Below are 19,359 nucleotides of genomic sequence, written 5' to 3'. Positions count from 1 at the left end.
CCAGCCCGACGCGTTCCTTGCGGATCAGCCGGACTTGCCTCGTAAGCTGTGCTTACTTCATCTATATGCCGCACAGAGGGGGAAGGTGCCTGCACTACAAAGTGACCCAGCCATTTTTAATGGAGATGATAACGGCCTGCGTTCGGTCGTCAACCTCCATCTTTTGCAAAATGCTGCTCACATGGTTTTTCACCGTTTTTTCACTAATAAACAAGAACTCGCCAATCGATTTATTGCTTTTGCCTTCAGCCATGAGCCGAAGCACCTCCGCCTCACGACGAGTCAGCGGGCTGTTATCGTGATGAATATACTTCACGCCGGCATCCTCGGAGGTAACGGCCGCCTGACGTTCGCCCGCATAGCCCTTCTCATCTAGGTACGTCATCCGGCGAAGTTGGTTAATAAGCTTGCCTGTTACCTTCGGATGAATATACGCTTGTCCCGCCACAACCGCGCGAACGGCGTTGAGCAGCTCCTCTGCTTCCATATCCTTCAGCAGGTAACCTGTCGCGCCTTTACGAAGCGTTTCGAATACATAGCTTTCATCATCATGGATCGATAAAATAATGACCTTAATATCCGGGAAAAAATCGCGGATTTTCGTGGTGGCCGCTACCCCGTTCTCGATCGGCATGTTAATATCCATCAGTACGACGTCCGGATGTACCTCATTGCACATTTCCACCACACGAATGCCGTCGCCGCATTCCCCGACAACCTCTAAATCATTTTCCATATTAATAATACGCTTTAGACCTTCCCGAAAAAGCTGGTGGTCATCCGCGAGCAATAGCTTTACTTTATCTGGTCTCTGATCCGTCATCGTTGGGATCCTCCTTGGATTGGATGTTCACTGGAATGAGCATGGAAATCTTGGTTCCCGCATTCGGCTCTGATTCAATTTCGATGCGGCCTTCCAATAGCTCAATCCTTTCCCGCATGCCGACGATCCCAAAATTAGATCGCTCTTTCGGCAAGGTCTCCAGCTTGTCCGTACGGAAACCAACCCCATTGTCCTGCACCACAATCTTCACCATGTGCATTTGAAAGGTTACCGTCAACGACAAGAAAGACGCTTCCGCGTGTTTATAAACATTAGAAAACGCTTCTTGCACTAACCGGAAAATCGCCACCTCCATCGCGGAAGGCAGACGCTGTTCTTTTCCGATGAGATCGAACTTGGTGCGAAGCTTCGTTTTCTCTTCGAAATCCTCCACAAACTTACGGAGAGCTGGAACAATACCCAAATCATCAAGCGCCATCGGCCGCAAATTAAACATGATTTTGCGGACCTCACCAAGCTCAAGCCGAATTTGGCTCTTTAGATCGCTCAGCTCTTCCTTTACATTAGCATACTGCTCCTTCGCCAGCATCCGCTCGGCAATTTCTGCTCGCAGCACCAAGTTCGCCAGCGATTGGGCAGGGCCGTCATGCAGCTCCCGCGCCACCCGCTTCCGTTCCTCCTCCTGGGCCAAAATAATTTTGAACCCAAGCTGCTGTCGATTTTTCGCCGATTCGATAATTTTCGGGACTTCCTTCAGGTCACCCGACAAATATTCGAGAACAACATTGATTTGCGAAGCCACCGATTCCGCACGCTCAATCGTACGTTCACTGCTGCGGATTCGCTGCTGAAGCTCGTTTCGCCGTTCCTTCAGCGCGAATTCCTTCTCCCGGTGAATGGTCACTTGGAACTGCAGCTGCGTCGCATTTTCATAGGCATCGCGGATATCATTTTCGGAATAACGCTGGAAATCCCGGCTTACCTCTATCAATCGCAAGCGTGCCCGTTTAAACTCGGTTTCCAACTGATCCACTTTATCAATAATAGCATAAGTTTCTTGAATGACGTTCTCTAGCTCATGGTTAAGTGCAGCAAGCTCTTTCCGTGCGCCTTCTGTAATTTCGAAGATTTGATACTTGCTGCTTTCCATGACTTGTGTCGCATTTTTTATGACACGGTCAATCGAATCAAGGCTGATGTCCACGGCGGCCCTCTTTTCCATGTCTGACATTATATAGTATGCTATTTCATATTATACTCGTAAATGGGCTTAATTGCCCATCCCCATAGGCCAACGCTCTTATTCCACCGTGATTGAACGCGTTTTAGGCGCCCAGGTCACTTTCCATCCGAGCTTTTCCGACAGGAGGCGCAGCGGCACCATCGTCCGGTTTCCGATAATCGTCGGCGCTACATCACTCACGGCCGCCTGGCCATTCACGATCAAGTCGGTCTGGTCTACCCACATTTCGATCATATGACCGTCCCTGAAAATCGTCACCTTCCGCTCATCCGCCGTCCACAGCACTTCGCCGCCCAGCGCATCCCCGATAAATTTGATCGGCACAAGCGTTAAGTCGTTACGAATGACCGGAGCCTGATCCAGCTTCATCGCCTTTCCGTCTACGGTCAGCTCCTTCTTGTCCACCGTGAGCTTAACCACCGGCTTGGCCTTTTGATCGGAGGCTTGCTTCTGATAGACGAAGCTTACCGTATCCAGCGCGATTTCACCCTTCATCGGGCGCTCATCTTGACCTTCCGCATTATTTACCACGTAAATTTGATGCAGCTTGGTCGGGTAGCTGATTTTGTTCTCTTCAAGGCTCATGGAAACAGTTTTCCAGCCCGTCCAATTGATTTGCGGCGCGAGATCAACACGCTGGAACTTGTTGTTTTCATCTAAAAATTCAGCTCTCAACCGGTGGTTGCTGCCGTCCCCGAATACGCGCACCTTCAAAATCGAAGGCTTGCCTGCGACAGAAATTCCGTCCGCAAAATCAGCGTAAGCCGCTTTTACACCCGTTCCTTCGGTAAAATCATACGCCAGCTTAAGCACTTGGTTATTCGGCTCTTGGCCTTGGTAGCCCTTTTGCAATGCCACAGCACCCTTAACGAAATCAGGGTAGCTCTCAAAGGTAATCATGAATGGGGTGGTATCGAAATCGGTAAACTTCGTTTCCGTTCCTCTTTCGATCGACAGCATAGCGCTGAATCCATCGTATCTCGCAATGACACGGCCTACCGTGTTCGGTTCAAAGTTTTCGATCGTCAGCACGTCGCCTTCAACCTTGCCCTTCAAGCCACGAAGCTCCCATTGGATGGACTTCGGCGGCACCGTGCGAGTCTCGCCGTTTTTCAAAACGGCCGTTACCTTCAACGGATACGAACCGCCCTCGAGGAAGCCGTTCGTTACCGCTGATACGGACAGGGCTTGAATTTGCTGTCTGCCGATCACTTCAATTTGCGACTCCTTCCGCACCGTTGCCGGCGGATTGCCGCCAATGCCTTCATCCGCAGCCGAAACCGCAAGGCTCGCCTTGCCCGGCTTCAGGCCGGTTACCTTCATCCCGTCCATCGCAATAGCTCCGGCTTCCGGCAGCTCCCATTTCAGCAGTAAGGAAGCCGGATCAACCGGATTATAGTAATTATCGTAGGCTTTAATAGAAAGCTCAGACGATTCGCCCATAAACAAAGCTTTAGCTCCCTTAATCTCAACCCCCTGCAAAGAAACAGGGGGCGCATCGGAAAATACACCCAAACTATTAACTATTTTACGTTGGGTTCCATATTCCGTTTCATTCACCAGCTGCGGTTGAAAATCTCCCAGCGGACGGGCCACCATCTGCGTCGAACCGCCGCCATCGAGATTCATCCCGCGCCAAACGCCGGCTTGAATCATAACATCCTGGAACTCTTTCATCGACAGGCCGGCGCTGTCTCCACGACGATCTGCCGCAAGCATGTACACGTAACGGCCATCCTGCGAATAACCTACGCCTGTGCGGGCGCGGAAACCGGCTAAGCTTGCCACCTCACGGGCAAAGGCGGTCGGCTTGGCTTCGTCCACCATAATCGTATGGCCGCCGATCATGACCTCGATATTTTTCCAGTCGAGCGTCTTGTTCGGGTCGGCCGGGGTAATCTCATATTCCGCGATGACCGGCTCGCCTACTTTAAACTGCTGCAGCACGAACTCGGCCGCTTTACCGGAGGCACGAAGAATGTACCCATCCTCAGGCGGGATCATGTCGACGATGCCGTTATCCAGCACCTGCTCCACTATGCCGTTGCGCACCAGCACTTCCGTTGGGTAGGTGACGCCGTCATTGGAACGGTCGACCTGTCCCCAGGCGCTGGTGTACATATACAAGCCGTCGATCATGCTGTGCTGGCCGCTTGGCTCGTACCAGTAATAGGTCTTGTTAATGCCGCCCAGCGGATAGGAGGCGCCATTCTTCGTTTTCATTTCCCCTTTAAAAGTGAACAAATCAATGACCGGCTGGCGATCCTTCGTAATCGCAAACGTATAAAACCCCGGCAAATATGGCGGCGTCGCCATCAGCTCACCGCTGGAAATTTGCGGGCCAACCGGCACGCCTTCCGCTTGCGTATTATAAAAATCGCCATTCACACCCGCAATGGCCCCGCGTTCCGTCGCCATTTCCAGCGTGGTTGCTTTTTTCGTAAATTGATTGTTTACCCCTGTCAACACATCGACTCGCACATGCGGATTTTGCAAATCCGCCTGGATGACCCGCACCGTCGTATACGCCGGCTTTTTGTCACGTGTGGTGCTATATTGATAGGTTCGTAGAATCACACCATACGAAATGGCTTCTTCTTTCACTAGCTTTAAGGATGCTTCCGATTGAACTTCCGCCGCTTGAATGGACGGAATCACTGCAGACCAACCGGCAACCGCGAGACTCGCCGCAAGCAAGCATTTGGACAGGTAAAACGCTTTTTTCATGTAGACATTCTCTCCCTTGTTCATCTCTCTATCTATTAGACCCTTTTCCTGCCAAAAAAGTTTCTCGGTAAGTTTATCCTTTGTGTGAAAAGTAAAAAAGCCGCCTGCACGATTTCTCGTACAAGCAGCTTGTATGATTCGTACTTTTTGGTGCTTATGCCTGAGCGTCTGCCTTGAGGAGCTCTGCCTTGTCCGTACGCTCCCAAGGAACATCGAGATCGTTGCGTCCAAAGTGGCCGTAAGCTGCCGTTTGACGGTAGATCGGCTGACGCAGGTTGAGCATCTTAATGATGCCTGCCGGGCGAAGATCAAAATGCTTGCGTACGAGCTCAACCAGCTTGTCCTCGCTGATCGTGCCCGTGCCGAACGTGTCAACCGCGATGGAAACCGGCTGTGCCACACCGATTGCGTAAGCAACTTGAACTTCACATTTGGAAGCAAGGCCTGCAGCAACGATATTCTTCGCTACGTAACGGGCTGCATACGCGCCGGAACGGTCAACCTTTGTCGGATCCTTGCCGGAGAACGCGCCGCCGCCATGGCGAGCGTAACCGCCGTAGGTGTCAACGATGATTTTGCGGCCTGTCAGACCCGCGTCGCCTTGCGGTCCGCCGATAACGAAACGGCCTGTAGGGTTGATGAAGTATTTCGTATTGCTGTCAAGCAGATCAGCTGGAACAACCGGCTTGATTACATGCTCGTGGATATCGCGCTTGATACGCTCAAGCGTAATTTCTTCTGCGTGCTGTGTCGAGATAACGATTGTGTCCACGCGAACCGGACGGTCGCCTTCGTATTCAATCGTTACTTGTGTCTTGCCGTCCGGGCGAAGGTATTCTACGATGCCTTCTTTGCGAACCAGGGAAAGACGGCGTGCCAGTCTGTGGGACAACGAAATCGGAAGCGGCATAAGCTCCGGTGTTTCGTTAACGGCAAAGCCGAACATGAGGCCTTGGTCACCGGCACCGATGGATTCAATCTCGTCATCGGACATTTGGCGTTCACGATCTTCTAGCGCCTTGTCTACGCCCTGTGCAATGTCCGGGGACTGCTCGTCCAGGGAAGTCAATACTGCACAAGTTTGGTAGTCGAAGCCGTACTTGGCACGGGTATAACCGATTTCCTTGATGGTGTTGCGAACGATGGACGGAATATCTACATATTCCGAACGTGTGCTGATTTCACCAGCGACGAGCACGAGACCCGTAGTTACGGATACTTCGCAAGCTACGCGCGCATTCGGATCGTTACGCAGAAACGCGTCCAACACCGAATCGGAGATTTGGTCACAAATTTTATCCGGATGCCCTTCCGTTACGGACTCCGATGTAAACAAACGACGGCCTTGATTTGCCATTGGGGTTCACCCTCCTATGATCAATAAAGTTCATTATGCCTAGGTTATGTAAAAAGCACGAAAAACAAAAAAAGGAACCTTTTCCATTGGAAAAGGTTATCCGTTACCTTCCGTCCCTATATTACAGAAGTTGCCGAAGGCTGTCAATTGCTGCAGCGAAGCGAAATTTACAATTTTTTAATTATAGCTGAAACGATGCTTCCTCTGCTTTGCGCACTAACAGGCGGGTCATATGACCGCCGACAGCACCTGCGTCACGTGTAGCCACATGACCCCAGTAATCCTCTTTGATCTGCGATGCCGGGATCGCGCCGAGCTCTGTTGCAAATTCGACATCGCCCGCGATGCCGCTGATTTGCTTGCCTACTGCAAGGCCCAGCTCCGCAGCAATTTCGTACTTCATCGCGTCCAGCGCTTTTTCCGCTTCCGGCACGACGATGTTGCGTTTGTTTGCTTGTCCGCTACCCATTGACGTTCACCTCCCTTGCGAAGATGTACGTTTAGTTTGGGTCTCGGGCACGCATTTTACTTTCATAAGATGTTGCCTATCGGGGAAATATTAAGGCGAGACGGTACTTCCATCCGCATTTTGTAAAAGGTAGCTGCCGCGAACCATGACATAAACGTCCCCGGCGTTTTTCGCGTCAGCCTTAATTCCCCGGCCTTCACGCGGGAAAATCAGCAGGTGGTTGTGTGGAACCTGCGTACCGCTGGACAAATCCTTACCCCCCGTTACATCGGGGATGCCATTCTCGGTATTGCTGTAGGCGTAGACCTTGCCGCTTCGCACGATAAATTCGCTGCCGGCTCCGGCAAGCAGCGTTTGGCCGGTCGACATTTGCACGACCTTCAGCTCGTCAGAGCCTGACGTCGAGGGTGCCGCGACCGGAGCGGCCGCCGACCCGCTTGGATTGGTTTGAGCTGGCAGCTTGGCCAGCTCTTCTTGGATCAGCTTGCGTACTTCGGCCGCCGATAGGCCGGACGTTGACGTCGAAGCCCCAGCGCCCGAGGAAGTCGAAGTCGACGGCTTTATGCCCGTCAGCTTCTGAATCTGCTCGTCCACGTAGCTTTTCGTTACAACCGGATCGTTCACCGATCCCGGTTCATTCGTCTGCAGCACATTGTCTGCCTTTATAATGTACGCCGAAGCGCAAAATACACTAATGCCGACAACCAGGGCTACGCCCATTTTTTTATAGGATGCTCTCATTCTTTGAAACCTCCTGCTAGATTCGAGAATTGCTCCTCCCATTCTATCATTCTAGGACAAAAAAATCCCCCCTGAAATTTTCAGAGGGGAATGAGGTATAAATTTAAAAACCCTTCAATGTAGTCAGCAAACGTTTGACCGGGCCATTTGGTGTATTAACCTTCTCATAGATTTTATAAGAAGTGCCCGTTTCAACTTGCTCTGTTCTCAGCTTAGTAAAGCTAACCGTATTTTTACCTGTGATTAATTGATTTTGGGTTTCAGTCGGTCCAACAAGCGAGACATCTTCTTGTGCAAGGACATGGCCATTACGATCAATCATCTCTATAGTTAGTAAAGAGTTATCTTGATCGGCAATCACTTTTTCATCAGAAGTGACAACGGCATCGAACTTCACTTTATAGCTGTATCCGGTCGTTAGAGCATAACTCATCTCAGGCACCATGTAGTCGACTTTTACCTTGAATGGATATAAGTCCAGCTCTGTATCCGACCTCAGTTCAACCACCGACGTCTTTACTGCCGCAACATCCGTACGGTAAGATCCGATACTGTCTTGCAGCTTCAAAATCAGGTTTTCTCCTGTTTCACTAGCTGGCAACGTAAATGCATACGATACCACATTAGATAGCCCAGGTACCATTTGTGTGCGGCTTATCGTTTGACGTACACCACTATAAGAGAAACCATCTGTGCTCTGAAGTTCTGCTTCGAAATTCGGAAGAATGACAGGCTTCGAGTTCTTATTGTTCAGCTTGAATTTCGCTACCGCAGTTTTATAGCCCGAACCCTGATTCTCGTGCAAGGTCAAGCTTACGAGTGACACATCCACATCTTTGTTGATGCTCTTGCTTAATTCATCAACCGCAATGATTTCACCAAGCTTATATGGCGTAGGTGTGACGTTGCTGCCAAAGGTCATTTGCGGCAGCAAGAGGCTTAACCTGCCAACCTGGTAGGAGGAAGCTCCCGCAGCAGTTACATGCTGAATCGGAGTCATTACGGAAACGCTGGAAAGCGTTGTTTCCTGCTCGGTAGCAATCGTGAAATGAATGTATTTTTTCTCATTCGGCTCGACAGCAACTTGGGACTGTTCCACACGGCTTCCTTCAAAGGTTTGGTTATTATCGCGGCCATAAAGAGTAAATTCCGGAACCGTTTCGCGCTGTGCTGTCGGGTTTTCAACCAGTACCTTTACGATGGTAGCCGGTTTTTCCCCTGTCAGCTGCTTCGAATACGATACCGGTGTGAACTTGAGCGGCGAGCGGCTTCCCGGAATGGTGAAGGACTCTCCCCACTTATGTACCGGCACTTGGTTTTCACCGTCAAAACCGGTCCAAGCAGAACCGGCCACAGGCAAGCTTAGCTTTACCGTTTCCGTCTTCGGATACGTATACCAATCTACGTCGACCCATTGAAGCTCGACAATTTCTACAGGCTCCGTCGAATCAATCATCGTGTAGTAGCTTAATTCGGATTGGGAACGAGGCTTCACCGAGCGTTCGTTAGTCGTACTGCCAGCGAGCGTATACTCTACCCCATCAGCAGTTTTTACCCGAAGCTCGTATGTAGGGATACGGGTAATTTTATTTGCAGCATTGTTCACTTTAACAACTGCGGCAATACGAACACCGTCCGAAGTGCGCTCATTGTAAAGGGCTTTTACTTGAACCTGAAGCTGTTCGTTCAGGTTATGAGTTGTGTTAAAGATGGCAGCTGTCGTCTGCAGAGCCTCATTGGCGAGAGCAAACGGTGCAGCAGTAACAAGCAGTGATGTGGACAGGGCGACAGTGAGTGCGGTTTTTTTCCAATGATTCATAGATGTATTCCTCCCTCTGCTAGTTCTTCACGGTAACTTTTTCTTTATCAACAAGCTGATGCTGGCCGGAAATAACGAGGTCTTCCCCTTCGCTTACCCCTGATAGCACTTCTTGAATTGTATCCTTCAAACGGCCAAGCTCCACCTTGCGACGTTCTACGGTATCGCCTTTCAAAACAAAAACAAAGTTTTCGCTGCCTTCCCGAACGACGCTGGAAGTAGGAATCGCAACGACCATTTGATCCTGCTCTTCGGTTAAAAGAATTTGTACCTTGTTGCCAGGGATTAACTTGCCGTCTGCATTCGATACTTCCAGCTCTAACGCATACGATTTGGTCGACGGATTCATTACTTGTGACAAATAAGAAATCTTACCTGTCATAACCTCCGTTGTTCCCGGCACATAAAATTTCAGCTCAGACTTGCCTTGAATCAGCTTCGCCGATGATTCGGTTAAGTCCGCTTTGATTTTCACAGGATCCATCTGCAGGACTGTGAGCGCCTTACTGCCCGGCTGGGTCGTCATCGCGACTTCAAGTGGAAGATCCGTCAACAACCCGCTAATTGGCGCCTCAATATTGTAATGTTCCATAGACTTCTGGGCTTGCTCATATTGAATTTGGGCTTGCTTTAGTTGGATTTCATAAGTCTCTTGGGAAAGAGTCGCATTCAAGGTCGCCTGCTTCTTTTTCAAAAGATCCAGTTGGTCCGCAAGCAAAGCGACTTCCGTTTCCGCTTGCTGTAATTCACGTTCTTCAATAAGACCCAGATCAAAATCATTGCGCTGCTTATTTAAATTTTCGAGCTTCGTTTTATAGTTTTGCTCCATGCTGGCTACATTGTTCGCCATTTCTTTCTTTTGGTTGGCGATTTCTTGACCGCTCGTAGAATACGAACGCTGTGCCGAGCGAAGCGCTAGCTCAGCGGACTGAAGCGATAAAGCTGCGTCATCCTGCTTGAGCCGAACAATCGTTTCACCCGCCGTCACATAATCGCCGCGTTTTTTCAAAATCTCTTGAACCTCTGCGCCTACTTTTGCTGATACATCAATTTGCACCGATGCGGTTACATCCGCGACCTGCTCAAGCGGATCACCAATTTTCTGCTTCTGCACCTTTTCGGTTTTTACCGTCTTGATCTGGCTTTCCTGCGCAGCCTGTGTACCTTCCCCCGCCGGCGGTTGGGCGGAGCAGCCCACGATCAGGGCCGCTCCTAGAACTACTGTACCGACGGTTAAGGCGCTGCGCTGCAGCACATGATTCGGTTGCTTCCATATCTTCATCGTCCGTCTCTCCTTTTCCCCATCTATCTGTTAGACCGATACTGTCGTCTTCTCGATCGGTTGGTTTCCGCCGCGTTTGCGCGTGATTCTTCGCTTCATTGACTCGATGATATCATAGATTACCGGTACGACAACTAGCGTCAATAACGTGGAGGTTATCAGACCGCCAATAACGACCACTGCAAGCCCTTTGGAAATGAGGGCCCCTTTGGACATCCCCAAAGCAAGCGGCATCAAGGCTATAATCGTCGCTCCCGCTGTCATAATGATTGGACGCAAACGTGTTATACCTGCTTCGATCAGGGCCGGACGTACATCTTGCCCTTCCTCACGAAGCTGCTGTACCCGATCAAGCAATACAATCGCGTTCGTTACGACAATACCGATCAGCATAAGGAAACCGATAAGCGATGTGATATTTACCGATTCATTGGTAATCAACAGTGCGAACAAGCCGCCGATCGCTGCAAGTGGAAGGGAGAACAAGATGGCAAATGGCGCACTTGCATTTCCGAATGCAATTACCATGATCAGGTAAACAATGAATACGGATGCCCCCATAGCCAAGAACATTTGCTGGAAGCTCGATTCGATATCATCTGAAATCCCTTTTACCTCACGGCTGATTCCAGGAGGAAGCTCCAGGTTATTCAAGTCAGCCGTAATCTTTGCAATAACTCCAGCCTTATCGACGCTATCGACCATCGCCGTTACCGATAAGGTTTGCGATTGCATCTCACGTTGAATCGATGCCGGTGCGTCGATCTGAAGAACCTTCGCAATATCGCTTAGTGCGATATCTACACCCGTAGTTGCTTTGATGCGGAACTGTTCAATTTTTTGAACCGAGTTTTTATCATCCGGGTGAAGCTCAATTTTGGTTTCATAAAGCACATTATCAAAACGAAGCTCTCCCAGGTCATCCTCACGGATCCAGCTGGACACCGCTTCTAACACTTGTGCGGAGGAAAGTCCATAGAGCCGCGCTTTATTCTGATCAACCGTAATTTCTATCTGGCTCTTCTTCTCCCCAAGACTGTCTTTGACCTCCGAAAGCTCCGGATAATTCTTCAATTGCTCGCGAATCATCGCCGCTGCTTGCTCCAGGTAAACGAGGTCATCGCCCTTTAGGTTATACCGGAAATCTGCACCCGAGCTCGGAGGTCCAAAACCAAGCAAAGTACCCTCAACCTCGGACTCCTTCGGCATTTCATAAAGCATTTCTTCGGTCCATGTTTTAATCGCTTCATTTGCATCCGTCGTTTCGTTTACTTCTGCAAACAACGTCGCCCGATGCGTGATGCGCTCTTCGTTGCCAATTTCATAACCAACTAAACCTTCAACATACGTAAAAGTTGAATTACCTTGCGCATCTTTAGCCTCCATCATTTTCGTTTCGATTTCTTTCATCTTGGCATCCATCATCTCAAGCGTTGTGCCCCGCGGCATTTCAATATCAAACATGATGGATTTGTCGGAGGAGCTCTCCGGCATAAATGCAACAGCCAAAAATGGAACCGTACCGCCAATCGACAATACGAAAATAATGATAGTGATTAATAATGTCTTTAAACGATTCTTTAAGGACCAGTTCAGCACGTTCTTGTAGAACGTAACGACTTTACCTTTCGATTCGTCTTCATGCTTCAAGTTTTTCTGATTCAGAACCATTAGCTTTGCAAGCATCGGGATTACCGTCACCGCCACTAAAAGGGACGACATCAGCGCTACGACAAGCGTAATCGCAAACGGTCTAAAGATTTCTCCCAACACCCCAGAAACAAAGGCAATCGGACCGAAAACGCCGACGGTTGTAATTGTGGACGACGTAATGGCACTTGCAACCTGCGCTGTTGCATATCGAATAACGCCTTCATCCCGCTCATGACGCTTCACGAGCTGACTGTAAATGTTCTCGATTACAACGATACTGTCATCGACGACACGGCCAATCGCGATCGCAATGCCGCCGAGCGTCATAATGTTCAAGGTTATTCCTAAAGGAGCCATAACCAGCAATGTGATCAGAATCGATAACGGTATCGATACAAGAACGATAATCGTCATGCGGAAGTTCCGCAGGAACAACAAAATCATGATCGAAGCCAGCAGCGCTCCGAGCGCGCCTTCACGCACCATTCCGTCGATCGAGTGTTTAATATCGACTGCAGAGTTATAAATCGTATGGAACTTAACGTTCGGATGCGTCTGTTTCCAGCCCTCAATCAAACGATCCGTTTCGTCCGCGAAGTTAACCGTATTCGCGCTTTTCGCCTTATAAAGGTTGATTCCGATCGCAGCTTTACCGTCTAGGCGTGCGATGTATGTAGATTCATTAATTGCCTCAACTTTAGCAATCTGCTTGAGCAGCAGTGTTCCGCCGTCAGGTCTGCTAATGACCATATTATCGAGGCTATAGATCGTGTTAAACTCTCCTGTGACGCGCACCATCTGGCTGTTGCCGTCCAGCTCTACACTTCCCGCCGGGCTTGACGACAACGCTGCCTTGATCGATCCCGCAACCTGCTGCGGCGTCATATTATAGGTGAGCAGCGCATTCGCATCCAAGCGGATACTTAAGACCGCATCTTGATTACCGATGGACTCTACGTGGTCGATGCCGTTTAACGAGTTGAATGCAGGTAAAATCGTATCTTTGTAAATTTTGTCAAGCTCTGCCTGGTTCATCCCGTTTTCGCCGTACACCGCCAAATAATAAACCGGCTGAGACGCCATACCAAACGTTAAAACCTTTGGGTTTTGCGCGTTGGACGGCAGCTTTACATTTTGCAGCAGCCCTTCAATATCGCGTTTGGCATCCTCGGTATCCCGACTCTGCTCAAACTCAATGACAACGCTGGAGAAGTTATCACTGGAGGTAGAGGTCATATTCTTGAGCCCTTCTACACTCGCGACCGCCTTTTCAATCGGCTTCGTAATCTGATCCAGTACATCCTTCGGCGGAGCCGTATACTGGGTTTGAATCAACACTACCGGAAACGAAATATCCGGAAAGCTCTCCATCTTCAATGAGGTAGCCGCATAGGTACCGCCGCCCAAAATCAGCAGTAAAATAATAAATACCGCTGCGACGTTCTTCATTGAAAAATCTGTAAGTTTGTTCATGAGGCTCGCACTCCTCCATCCTTTTTCCTTTGTTCTACATCTTCTACGTAAATGAGGACGAACAGTTTTCATTGAAATCATAAATATTTTATTAAGCCGTTCTCCCCACAGGACATAATATGACCACGAGTCACGATTTTGCCCACGTAGATTATTATAACAAGGGAGGCCGAAAATGGCAGGTGAATATAGTCATAACGTATGAACAATTTAGTAACAATTTGAACCGCGGGTCATATGACTGAAATGGAAAACGATCCTCACGAAGTAGATTCGACAGGATCGTTTTTTGTAACCTTTATTCGCCGTAAATAAACCACTCTAATTCTTTCGTAGCAATCAGTCGTTTGTAGCCAGTACTAATTTGCTCATACACATTAAGCTGATATGTTTTTAAGGATCGTACATGTGTTAATAAGTTGTTATCCACTTTTGAGAGCGTAATGTCGTGTTTTCCGATTTTTAGAGTTTTGTCTTCCGGTGAATCAGAAGTCGCCGTTTTATCTTTTTCTAATGTAGTTTTTTCAAGACCTAATTCTTGTTCAAAGGTGAAAACACCTTCTTTATCTTTCATCTCTACAATGATTTTTCGGTCTCCAGCGGTTTCTATGGTGTCATCTTTAGTCAACTCATAATCAAAGGTGAGTTCAACCTTTTCACTTACGCCGGCTCCAGTAAACTCAACTTTAGTTCCGATTCGACTTAAAGACAACGTGTAAGGATATAAATTTAATTCTTTAAAAGAATCCTTAGGCTCCTCTTGTTTTGTATTTAAACGGAATGAAACAGCATTAATATATCCATCCGCTTTCTTATCATCAGTGGTTTTTGAATCAGTATTATTCGTTAAGCTAATTGCATCACCAATAATCAGTTTCATGTCTTCAACAGCTACATCCTTACGTAAAGTACCCTGTAAAGTAATATGGGCTTTTCCCCCCGGCATAACCTTGCTTTTTATTTCAGTTACTTCAGCTGGTATCATTAAGTCCTTATTGGTCTTAAACTGTGCAAAAAGAACACCAACATTCGTCGAGCGTTTTTCCGCATTCTCCATGATCAAATTTACAGCGACTTTTTTTGAGAATGCTCCATCAAATACTCGTAAGCTCTGTACCATATAATTTGCGCTTGAACCTAAGGCAGCTTTTTGGTACTGACCTCCTATTGGTATTTCTTCTGTCTTTGTTAATTCTGAAGTATGGAAAAATTGAACTAAATCTTCCGTTTTCGTCTTGGCTTCAGTCGTACTGGTCGATCCATCAGTTGCTGTTTTATGCTGCAGATTTAATTCTAATCTTTCAAACTGTGAGGTGTAAGGTATTTTCCCATAGAGATGAAGAGTGACCTCTTGTGAAGGTGCAATACCTACTACTCTGTCCTGGATTAGTGCATCAGCCTCTACCCGAATTACATCGTTTAATTTGAAGTACCCGTCGAAATCCGGGACAGGAACAGTAGTAGTTGAAAGGTTTGCGATCTTGATCTTAGCCGACAAGACATCATCATCTTCCCAAGGCAAACGGTGAATCGACTCTAGAACTGCCGTATACGTTCCGTCATTTGTGGAAAAATCGTAGGTGTTTCCAATCGAGACTTCCTGCTTTGACATAGCAGGTAAATCGTAATGACTTAATGGAAGGCTGATCTTAACATCATTTTTATCTTTAATACTATGAGTCATTAGCAGTTCCCAGTTTTCTGTCCCCGCTGAAACAGGGATTGAACCAGATAGACTAATCTCCTTGGTTTCAAGTGGCTGGATGACGGTGTTTTCTGTAATTCCATTCACGGTTAGTGGATACAAAAGTCCATCTTTCGTTTTTAGCATAAATTCAATACCATTGGGTTTGACGCTTTGCGAGCTTTTATTGGTTAACTCAAAATATATAAATGGAAGACTGTATTTGTCATTCGCGTTAAGGCTCACACGTTCTATGTACGTATCTAAATTAGCATTACTGAATGAAACCGTCTTATGTGTACCGGGTTGTGTAATACTGTTATATTGATCGGGCACTTCGATTTTACCCAATACCGTCTCAAAATCACCCTTTGAAAAGTCCCATTTAATCATACTAAACACTAAGTCATTAATTTTCGTATCTTTATTAATCTTTGAATAAAACTTAAATGTTTTAAAGCTTTTGGCTGCAATTTTCTCATTGTTGGATTGGGTATCGGTGTAATTGTTAACCGTAATATTATTCCCTTTCTTATCGTTTAACTTTACCCAATAATCGATAAAATTCAATTCAGAATTACTGTTGTTTTGTACGTTCAGTTGAAAGGCTAAGATCCCCTCATTTTCTGCATCCATCAATATCAGGTTTTCAACAGCAAACGTAATTTCGTTATTCACTACGACTTGCCCTAATACATTGGCATTAGAAGGGCCTTCTGATGCAGTAACAGTAGGAGACAATCCTCCTAATAAAACGAAAAGCACTAAAAGTAATGACACGGTTCTTTTAACTCTACACCTATTCCGATCCATTTCCCAACCTCCTCAAGTTCTTGTATATATAAACGAAATAATGGAAACAATAGTTGCATGAAATAAAAAAAAGAACCCCTTTTGGGGTTCTTTTTTAAAAAGAACTTGCTGTATTACTTTGTAACTACAACGCTCAAGGATTGACCGTTAGGTGCAGTTGCAGTAAGAACGAACTCTCTTACATCGCCGTTAACTGTCAATACGCCTGTTTGTGGATCAACGTAAACTGTGCCAGTTCCGTTTGTTCTCTTAGCTGTGAACACAACACCCAAACCTTTGTATGCATCGACAATAGCTTGGTTTTCATAGGAAACGCCGTAGTTGTCTTTAACAGTCAGACCGTCTTCTCCATCTGTGAAGTAGTCATATGCATTCAGAAGGTTAGCTGGATCGTAAGTGTTATCGGACTTACCAGCTTCCATCGAAGCAACAGTAATCGAGTCTGCTTTAACTGTAACGCTTTGCGAGAAGGAAACAGTGTCGCCTTTGTTTGTGTAAACAACAGCTGTTACAGTAGTTGTTCCAGCTTTGTTACCCAAAATGTAACCATCGTTACCACTGATAGCTGTAGTAATTACGTTAGCGTCTGCAGATACACCTTTAACAGCATTGTTACGAAGTTTAACTGTAGTTCCGCCTTCGTCCTTAGCTACAACGGAAATCTTCTTGTCATAAGGGCTGGATGCAGCTGCGCCAGCGTCATCTCCCAATTTGTCTTTAGCTGCAAACAGATCACCGATTGTCTTGATCGAGTAAGTCAACTTAGCATCAGCTTTAACCGATTCAAAGGAACGGCTAACGGAAGCCTGCTCATTAAAGGAAGTATCAGATGTTTTCTTTCTTTCAACAGTTGCTTTAATTGTAGCTTTTCCTGTGTCAACAGCATTTTCAGCTACGCTGAATTTAAAACCAGCATTGAACTCTTTGAACAGGTTTGCAGGTACAACATACTCGCTTTCTGTTGCAGAAATCACGTTCTTAAGTGCTTCAACAGCTGCATTCTTGGCAGCAACAGTAACACCAGTACCGCTTGTAGTTACTTTAACCTTAACTTGGTGATTATAGGATTCACCGTTACGATCCCTAACAACTGTTTCGATATCGTCAAGGTTTTTGCCGTAGTTGTCTACAAGCTGGAATTCAACGTCGTCACTGGAACCAGGAAGACCTTTTTTCTCAGCTTCATTTTTTACGTTGATTTGATCTGGGTAACGTGGGTCTTGAACATCAAAGAATGACTGAACAAAAGTATTAGTTTGGGAATCTTTAATTTGACCGGTCACCGAAATACGGGAGCCTGCGGATAAAGTTTCACCAGTGAAGTCAATCTTAACTTTACCTTTGTGCTTGCCAGTTTCTTGAAGGCTTGCAACACCAGCAGAGCTATCAAACTTAAAGCGAGCTACGCCATCAACGACATCTTCAATGGAAAGTTTGTTTCCGTTAGCGTCATAAGCGACGATTGGAATAAACACATCATCATCGTTCGATGCAATGGTAATATCGGAAGGCTCAAACTCTACTTTTGTTGGAACTGCAGCTGCGGATACTTTAATAACCGCGGAAGCAGAGGAAGTACCACCGTAAATGTTTACAGTGTAATCAGCTGTTTTGTCAATCTTTTTTGTCAACTTAATCTTGATGCGCGGCTTGTCGTTGTCATCAAAGATGTCTTCAGCTGCAAGGGAACCGTCTGGATCAGCCTTTTCAACCTTAATTTCTTCCTCGTAAGGAGTAATTACAGGGTTCAGGTTGTTCGCATTGATTTCCTTATCAGTGAATTGCTTTTTAACGATTTCATTGCCGTACTGGTCAAGCATCGTAAGAGCAATAGACGCAGTGTCGTCGCCGTTAGTCAAAGCGTTGTTAGCGTTGGAGTAAGTAACTCCTGTAGATTCAATCTTAGTAAGAATAGGAACAGTGCCTACTTTGAAGTTTTTCGAAACACTAACTGGGCTGTTGTTCATGTATACAGTAACCGGCACAATACCGTTTCCTTGGGAAACGCTCTTGTCAGTTACAACGTCAGCAGTAATCAAGAAGCTACCATCATCTTGCTTCTTGAAAGTTGCAGGCGCTTTGCCGGATACAAGTGCAGTAAAGTTAGAAGTACCTGTGGAAACAGTTTCCCCGTATTGGTTAACTGCTTTCACCTTGATCGCAACACTCTTACTGTAAGCAAGTGTATCATTGGAGTTTACGAAGTCAATCTTCGAAACTTTTTCGTCTTCTGCAGTGAATTTAGCGGAAGTAACGTCAACAGTTGCTGCATCAAGACCTGTTACAGAAACAGTGTACTCACCAGCTGTAATTCTTGCACCAGTCTTCAAAGAAACGGATTTCTTGTCGTCAGACCAAGTTGGAGTTGTAGTAACTGTGGAAGTTCCCTTCTTCAATGTTACTACAGCTTTTGCTGTGTCTACTTCTTTGTTGAATTTAACTTCAACAGTGTACACACCAGTTGCTTTAGCTTCTGTTACAGAAACTTTGTCTGGAGTTGGAGCAAGCTTGTCAGCTGCTGCATAGGAAGCAGTTACAAGGATGTCACGAGTAGCGTTCACAGCGTAGTTGGATTGCTCAGCGATGAAACCAGCTGCAACAGCTGCTTTCACGTAAGGAGCCGCCCACTCAGTTGCGCCTTCTACAGTTGCAGTGTTGTCTACAGTCAGACCAGCTGCTTCAACAAGGATTTTAGCCATTTGTTCTACAGTTACTTTACCTTCTGGATCGAAGTTGTCGTTACCAACACCGTTGATTACGCCAGCTTCTTTAACTGCGCCGATGTAACCTGCTGCCCAGTGGCCAGCTGCTACGTCGTTGAAGTCATTTGCGGAAGCTTTTTCTTCAAGACCCATCATGCGAGCGATAACTGCAGTGAACTCAGCGCGAGTCATTTCTTTGTCAAGACCTGCAGTGCCGTCAGCGTAACCTGTGAAGAAGCCTTCTGCTTTCAGCTCGTCAAATTTCTCTTGAGCTGTTTTCTCTGCACCAAATGCAACGGAAGCGAACATGCTGAACGCCATGGATGCTGCTAAAATTGCGGACAAACTTTTCTTCATAACCTTTTTTTCTCCTCCTTGGGGATCTTTCGGTTGTATAGGATTCTCTTTAATAAAAGTGGAGCTCGTTTCCCTCATTGTCGAGTCACCCCCTTTCCGAAGTTGAGCACAAATTAGCTATTTTGGGTTCTATAGCACTTAAGCACTACAGAAACTAGTAAACAAAATGATAGAGTAGACACGCAGACCACTTTAACATTATACAACGCAAGTCTAGCATTATACAAGTGCTATTTGGCAAAAAGTTCTACTTGA

11 protein-coding genes are annotated in these 19,359 nt (G+C 46.9%); all 11 read right to left on the bottom strand.

Annotation, left to right across the window (positions count from 1 at the left end; all coding sequences use genetic code 11):
- Nucleotides 1-94 precede the first annotated feature (94 nt).
- Entirely contained in the window at nucleotides 95-823 is a 729-nt protein-coding gene (locus GQS10_RS15075; RefSeq protein WP_166243611.1) for a response regulator, read from the bottom strand.
- A complete protein-coding gene (locus GQS10_RS15070; protein WP_207952283.1) occupies nucleotides 801-2,006 on the bottom strand; it encodes a sensor histidine kinase in 1,206 nt (401 codons plus the stop codon). The genes GQS10_RS15075 and GQS10_RS15070 overlap by 23 nt, the downstream gene beginning before the upstream one ends.
- A gap of 78 nt (nucleotides 2,007-2,084) precedes the next feature.
- Nucleotides 2,085-4,754, bottom strand: coding sequence for a stalk domain-containing protein (locus GQS10_RS15065; RefSeq protein WP_166243609.1), 2,670 nt, complete (start codon nucleotides 4,752-4,754; stop codon nucleotides 2,085-2,087).
- Nucleotides 4,755-4,908: 154 nt separating this feature from the next.
- Nucleotides 4,909-6,111 (bottom strand): methionine adenosyltransferase, encoded by a 1,203-nt coding sequence (metK, locus tag GQS10_RS15060; protein WP_166243607.1) that lies wholly within the window; start codon nucleotides 6,109-6,111, stop codon nucleotides 4,909-4,911.
- Between the two features lie 181 nt (nucleotides 6,112-6,292).
- Nucleotides 6,293-6,580 (bottom strand): alpha/beta-type small acid-soluble spore protein, encoded by a 288-nt coding sequence (locus GQS10_RS15055; RefSeq protein WP_166243605.1) that lies wholly within the window; start codon nucleotides 6,578-6,580, stop codon nucleotides 6,293-6,295.
- Between the two features lie 90 nt (nucleotides 6,581-6,670).
- Nucleotides 6,671-7,321: a hypothetical protein gene (locus GQS10_RS15050; protein ID WP_166243603.1), complete on the bottom strand. Its 651-nt coding sequence runs from the start codon at nucleotides 7,319-7,321 to the stop codon at nucleotides 6,671-6,673.
- A 103-nt stretch (nucleotides 7,322-7,424) separates the two neighbouring features.
- On the bottom strand, nucleotides 7,425-9,140 hold the full coding sequence (locus GQS10_RS15045; RefSeq protein WP_166243601.1) for a hypothetical protein: 1,716 nt from the start codon (nucleotides 9,138-9,140) through the stop codon (nucleotides 7,425-7,427).
- A 19-nt stretch (nucleotides 9,141-9,159) separates the two neighbouring features.
- On the bottom strand, nucleotides 9,160-10,422 hold the full coding sequence (locus tag GQS10_RS15040; protein WP_166243599.1) for an efflux RND transporter periplasmic adaptor subunit: 1,263 nt from the start codon (nucleotides 10,420-10,422) through the stop codon (nucleotides 9,160-9,162).
- Between the two features lie 30 nt (nucleotides 10,423-10,452).
- Nucleotides 10,453-13,548, bottom strand: a complete 3,096-nt coding sequence (locus GQS10_RS15035; protein WP_166243597.1) for an efflux RND transporter permease subunit — start codon at nucleotides 13,546-13,548, stop codon at nucleotides 10,453-10,455.
- Between the two features lie 298 nt (nucleotides 13,549-13,846).
- Entirely contained in the window at nucleotides 13,847-16,045 is a 2,199-nt protein-coding gene (locus GQS10_RS15030; protein WP_166243595.1) for a hypothetical protein, read from the bottom strand.
- Nucleotides 16,046-16,158: 113 nt separating this feature from the next.
- Nucleotides 16,159-19,182, bottom strand: a complete 3,024-nt coding sequence (locus GQS10_RS15025) for an S-layer homology domain-containing protein (protein ID WP_166243593.1) — start codon at nucleotides 19,180-19,182, stop codon at nucleotides 16,159-16,161.
- Nucleotides 19,183-19,359: the final 177 nt, after the last annotated feature.

This window comes from Paenibacillus turpanensis (genome assembly GCF_011421635.1).
GTDB lineage: Bacteria > Bacillota > Bacilli > Paenibacillales > YIM-B00363 > Paenibacillus_AK > Paenibacillus_AK turpanensis.
Note: the sequence above shows the minus strand (reverse complement) of the source record. Positions and strands in the feature narration are given on the sequence as shown.

Bases quoted from the DNA above. Each gene is read 5' to 3' on its own strand.
- GQS10_RS15075 (WP_166243611.1), bottom strand. From the start codon at position 823: ATGACGGATCAGAGACCAGATAAAGTAAAGCTATTGCTCGCGGATGAC.
- GQS10_RS15070 (WP_207952283.1), bottom strand. From the start codon at position 2,006: ATGGAAAAGAGGGCCGCCGTGGACATCAGCCTTGATTCGATTGACCGT.
- GQS10_RS15065 (WP_166243609.1), bottom strand. From the start codon at position 4,754: ATGAAAAAAGCGTTTTACCTGTCCAAATGCTTGCTTGCGGCGAGTCTC.
- metK (WP_166243607.1), bottom strand. From the start codon at position 6,111: ATGGCAAATCAAGGCCGTCGTTTGTTTACATCGGAGTCCGTAACGGAA.
- GQS10_RS15055 (WP_166243605.1), bottom strand. From the start codon at position 6,580: ATGGGTAGCGGACAAGCAAACAAACGCAACATCGTCGTGCCGGAAGCG.
- GQS10_RS15050 (WP_166243603.1), bottom strand. From the start codon at position 7,321: ATGAGAGCATCCTATAAAAAAATGGGCGTAGCCCTGGTTGTCGGCATT.
- GQS10_RS15045 (WP_166243601.1), bottom strand. From the start codon at position 9,140: ATGAATCATTGGAAAAAAACCGCACTCACTGTCGCCCTGTCCACATCA.
- GQS10_RS15040 (WP_166243599.1), bottom strand. From the start codon at position 10,422: ATGAAGATATGGAAGCAACCGAATCATGTGCTGCAGCGCAGCGCCTTA.
- GQS10_RS15035 (WP_166243597.1), bottom strand. From the start codon at position 13,548: ATGAACAAACTTACAGATTTTTCAATGAAGAACGTCGCAGCGGTATTT.
- GQS10_RS15030 (WP_166243595.1), bottom strand. From the start codon at position 16,045: ATGGATCGGAATAGGTGTAGAGTTAAAAGAACCGTGTCATTACTTTTA.
- GQS10_RS15025 (WP_166243593.1), bottom strand. From the start codon at position 19,182: ATGAGGGAAACGAGCTCCACTTTTATTAAAGAGAATCCTATACAACCG.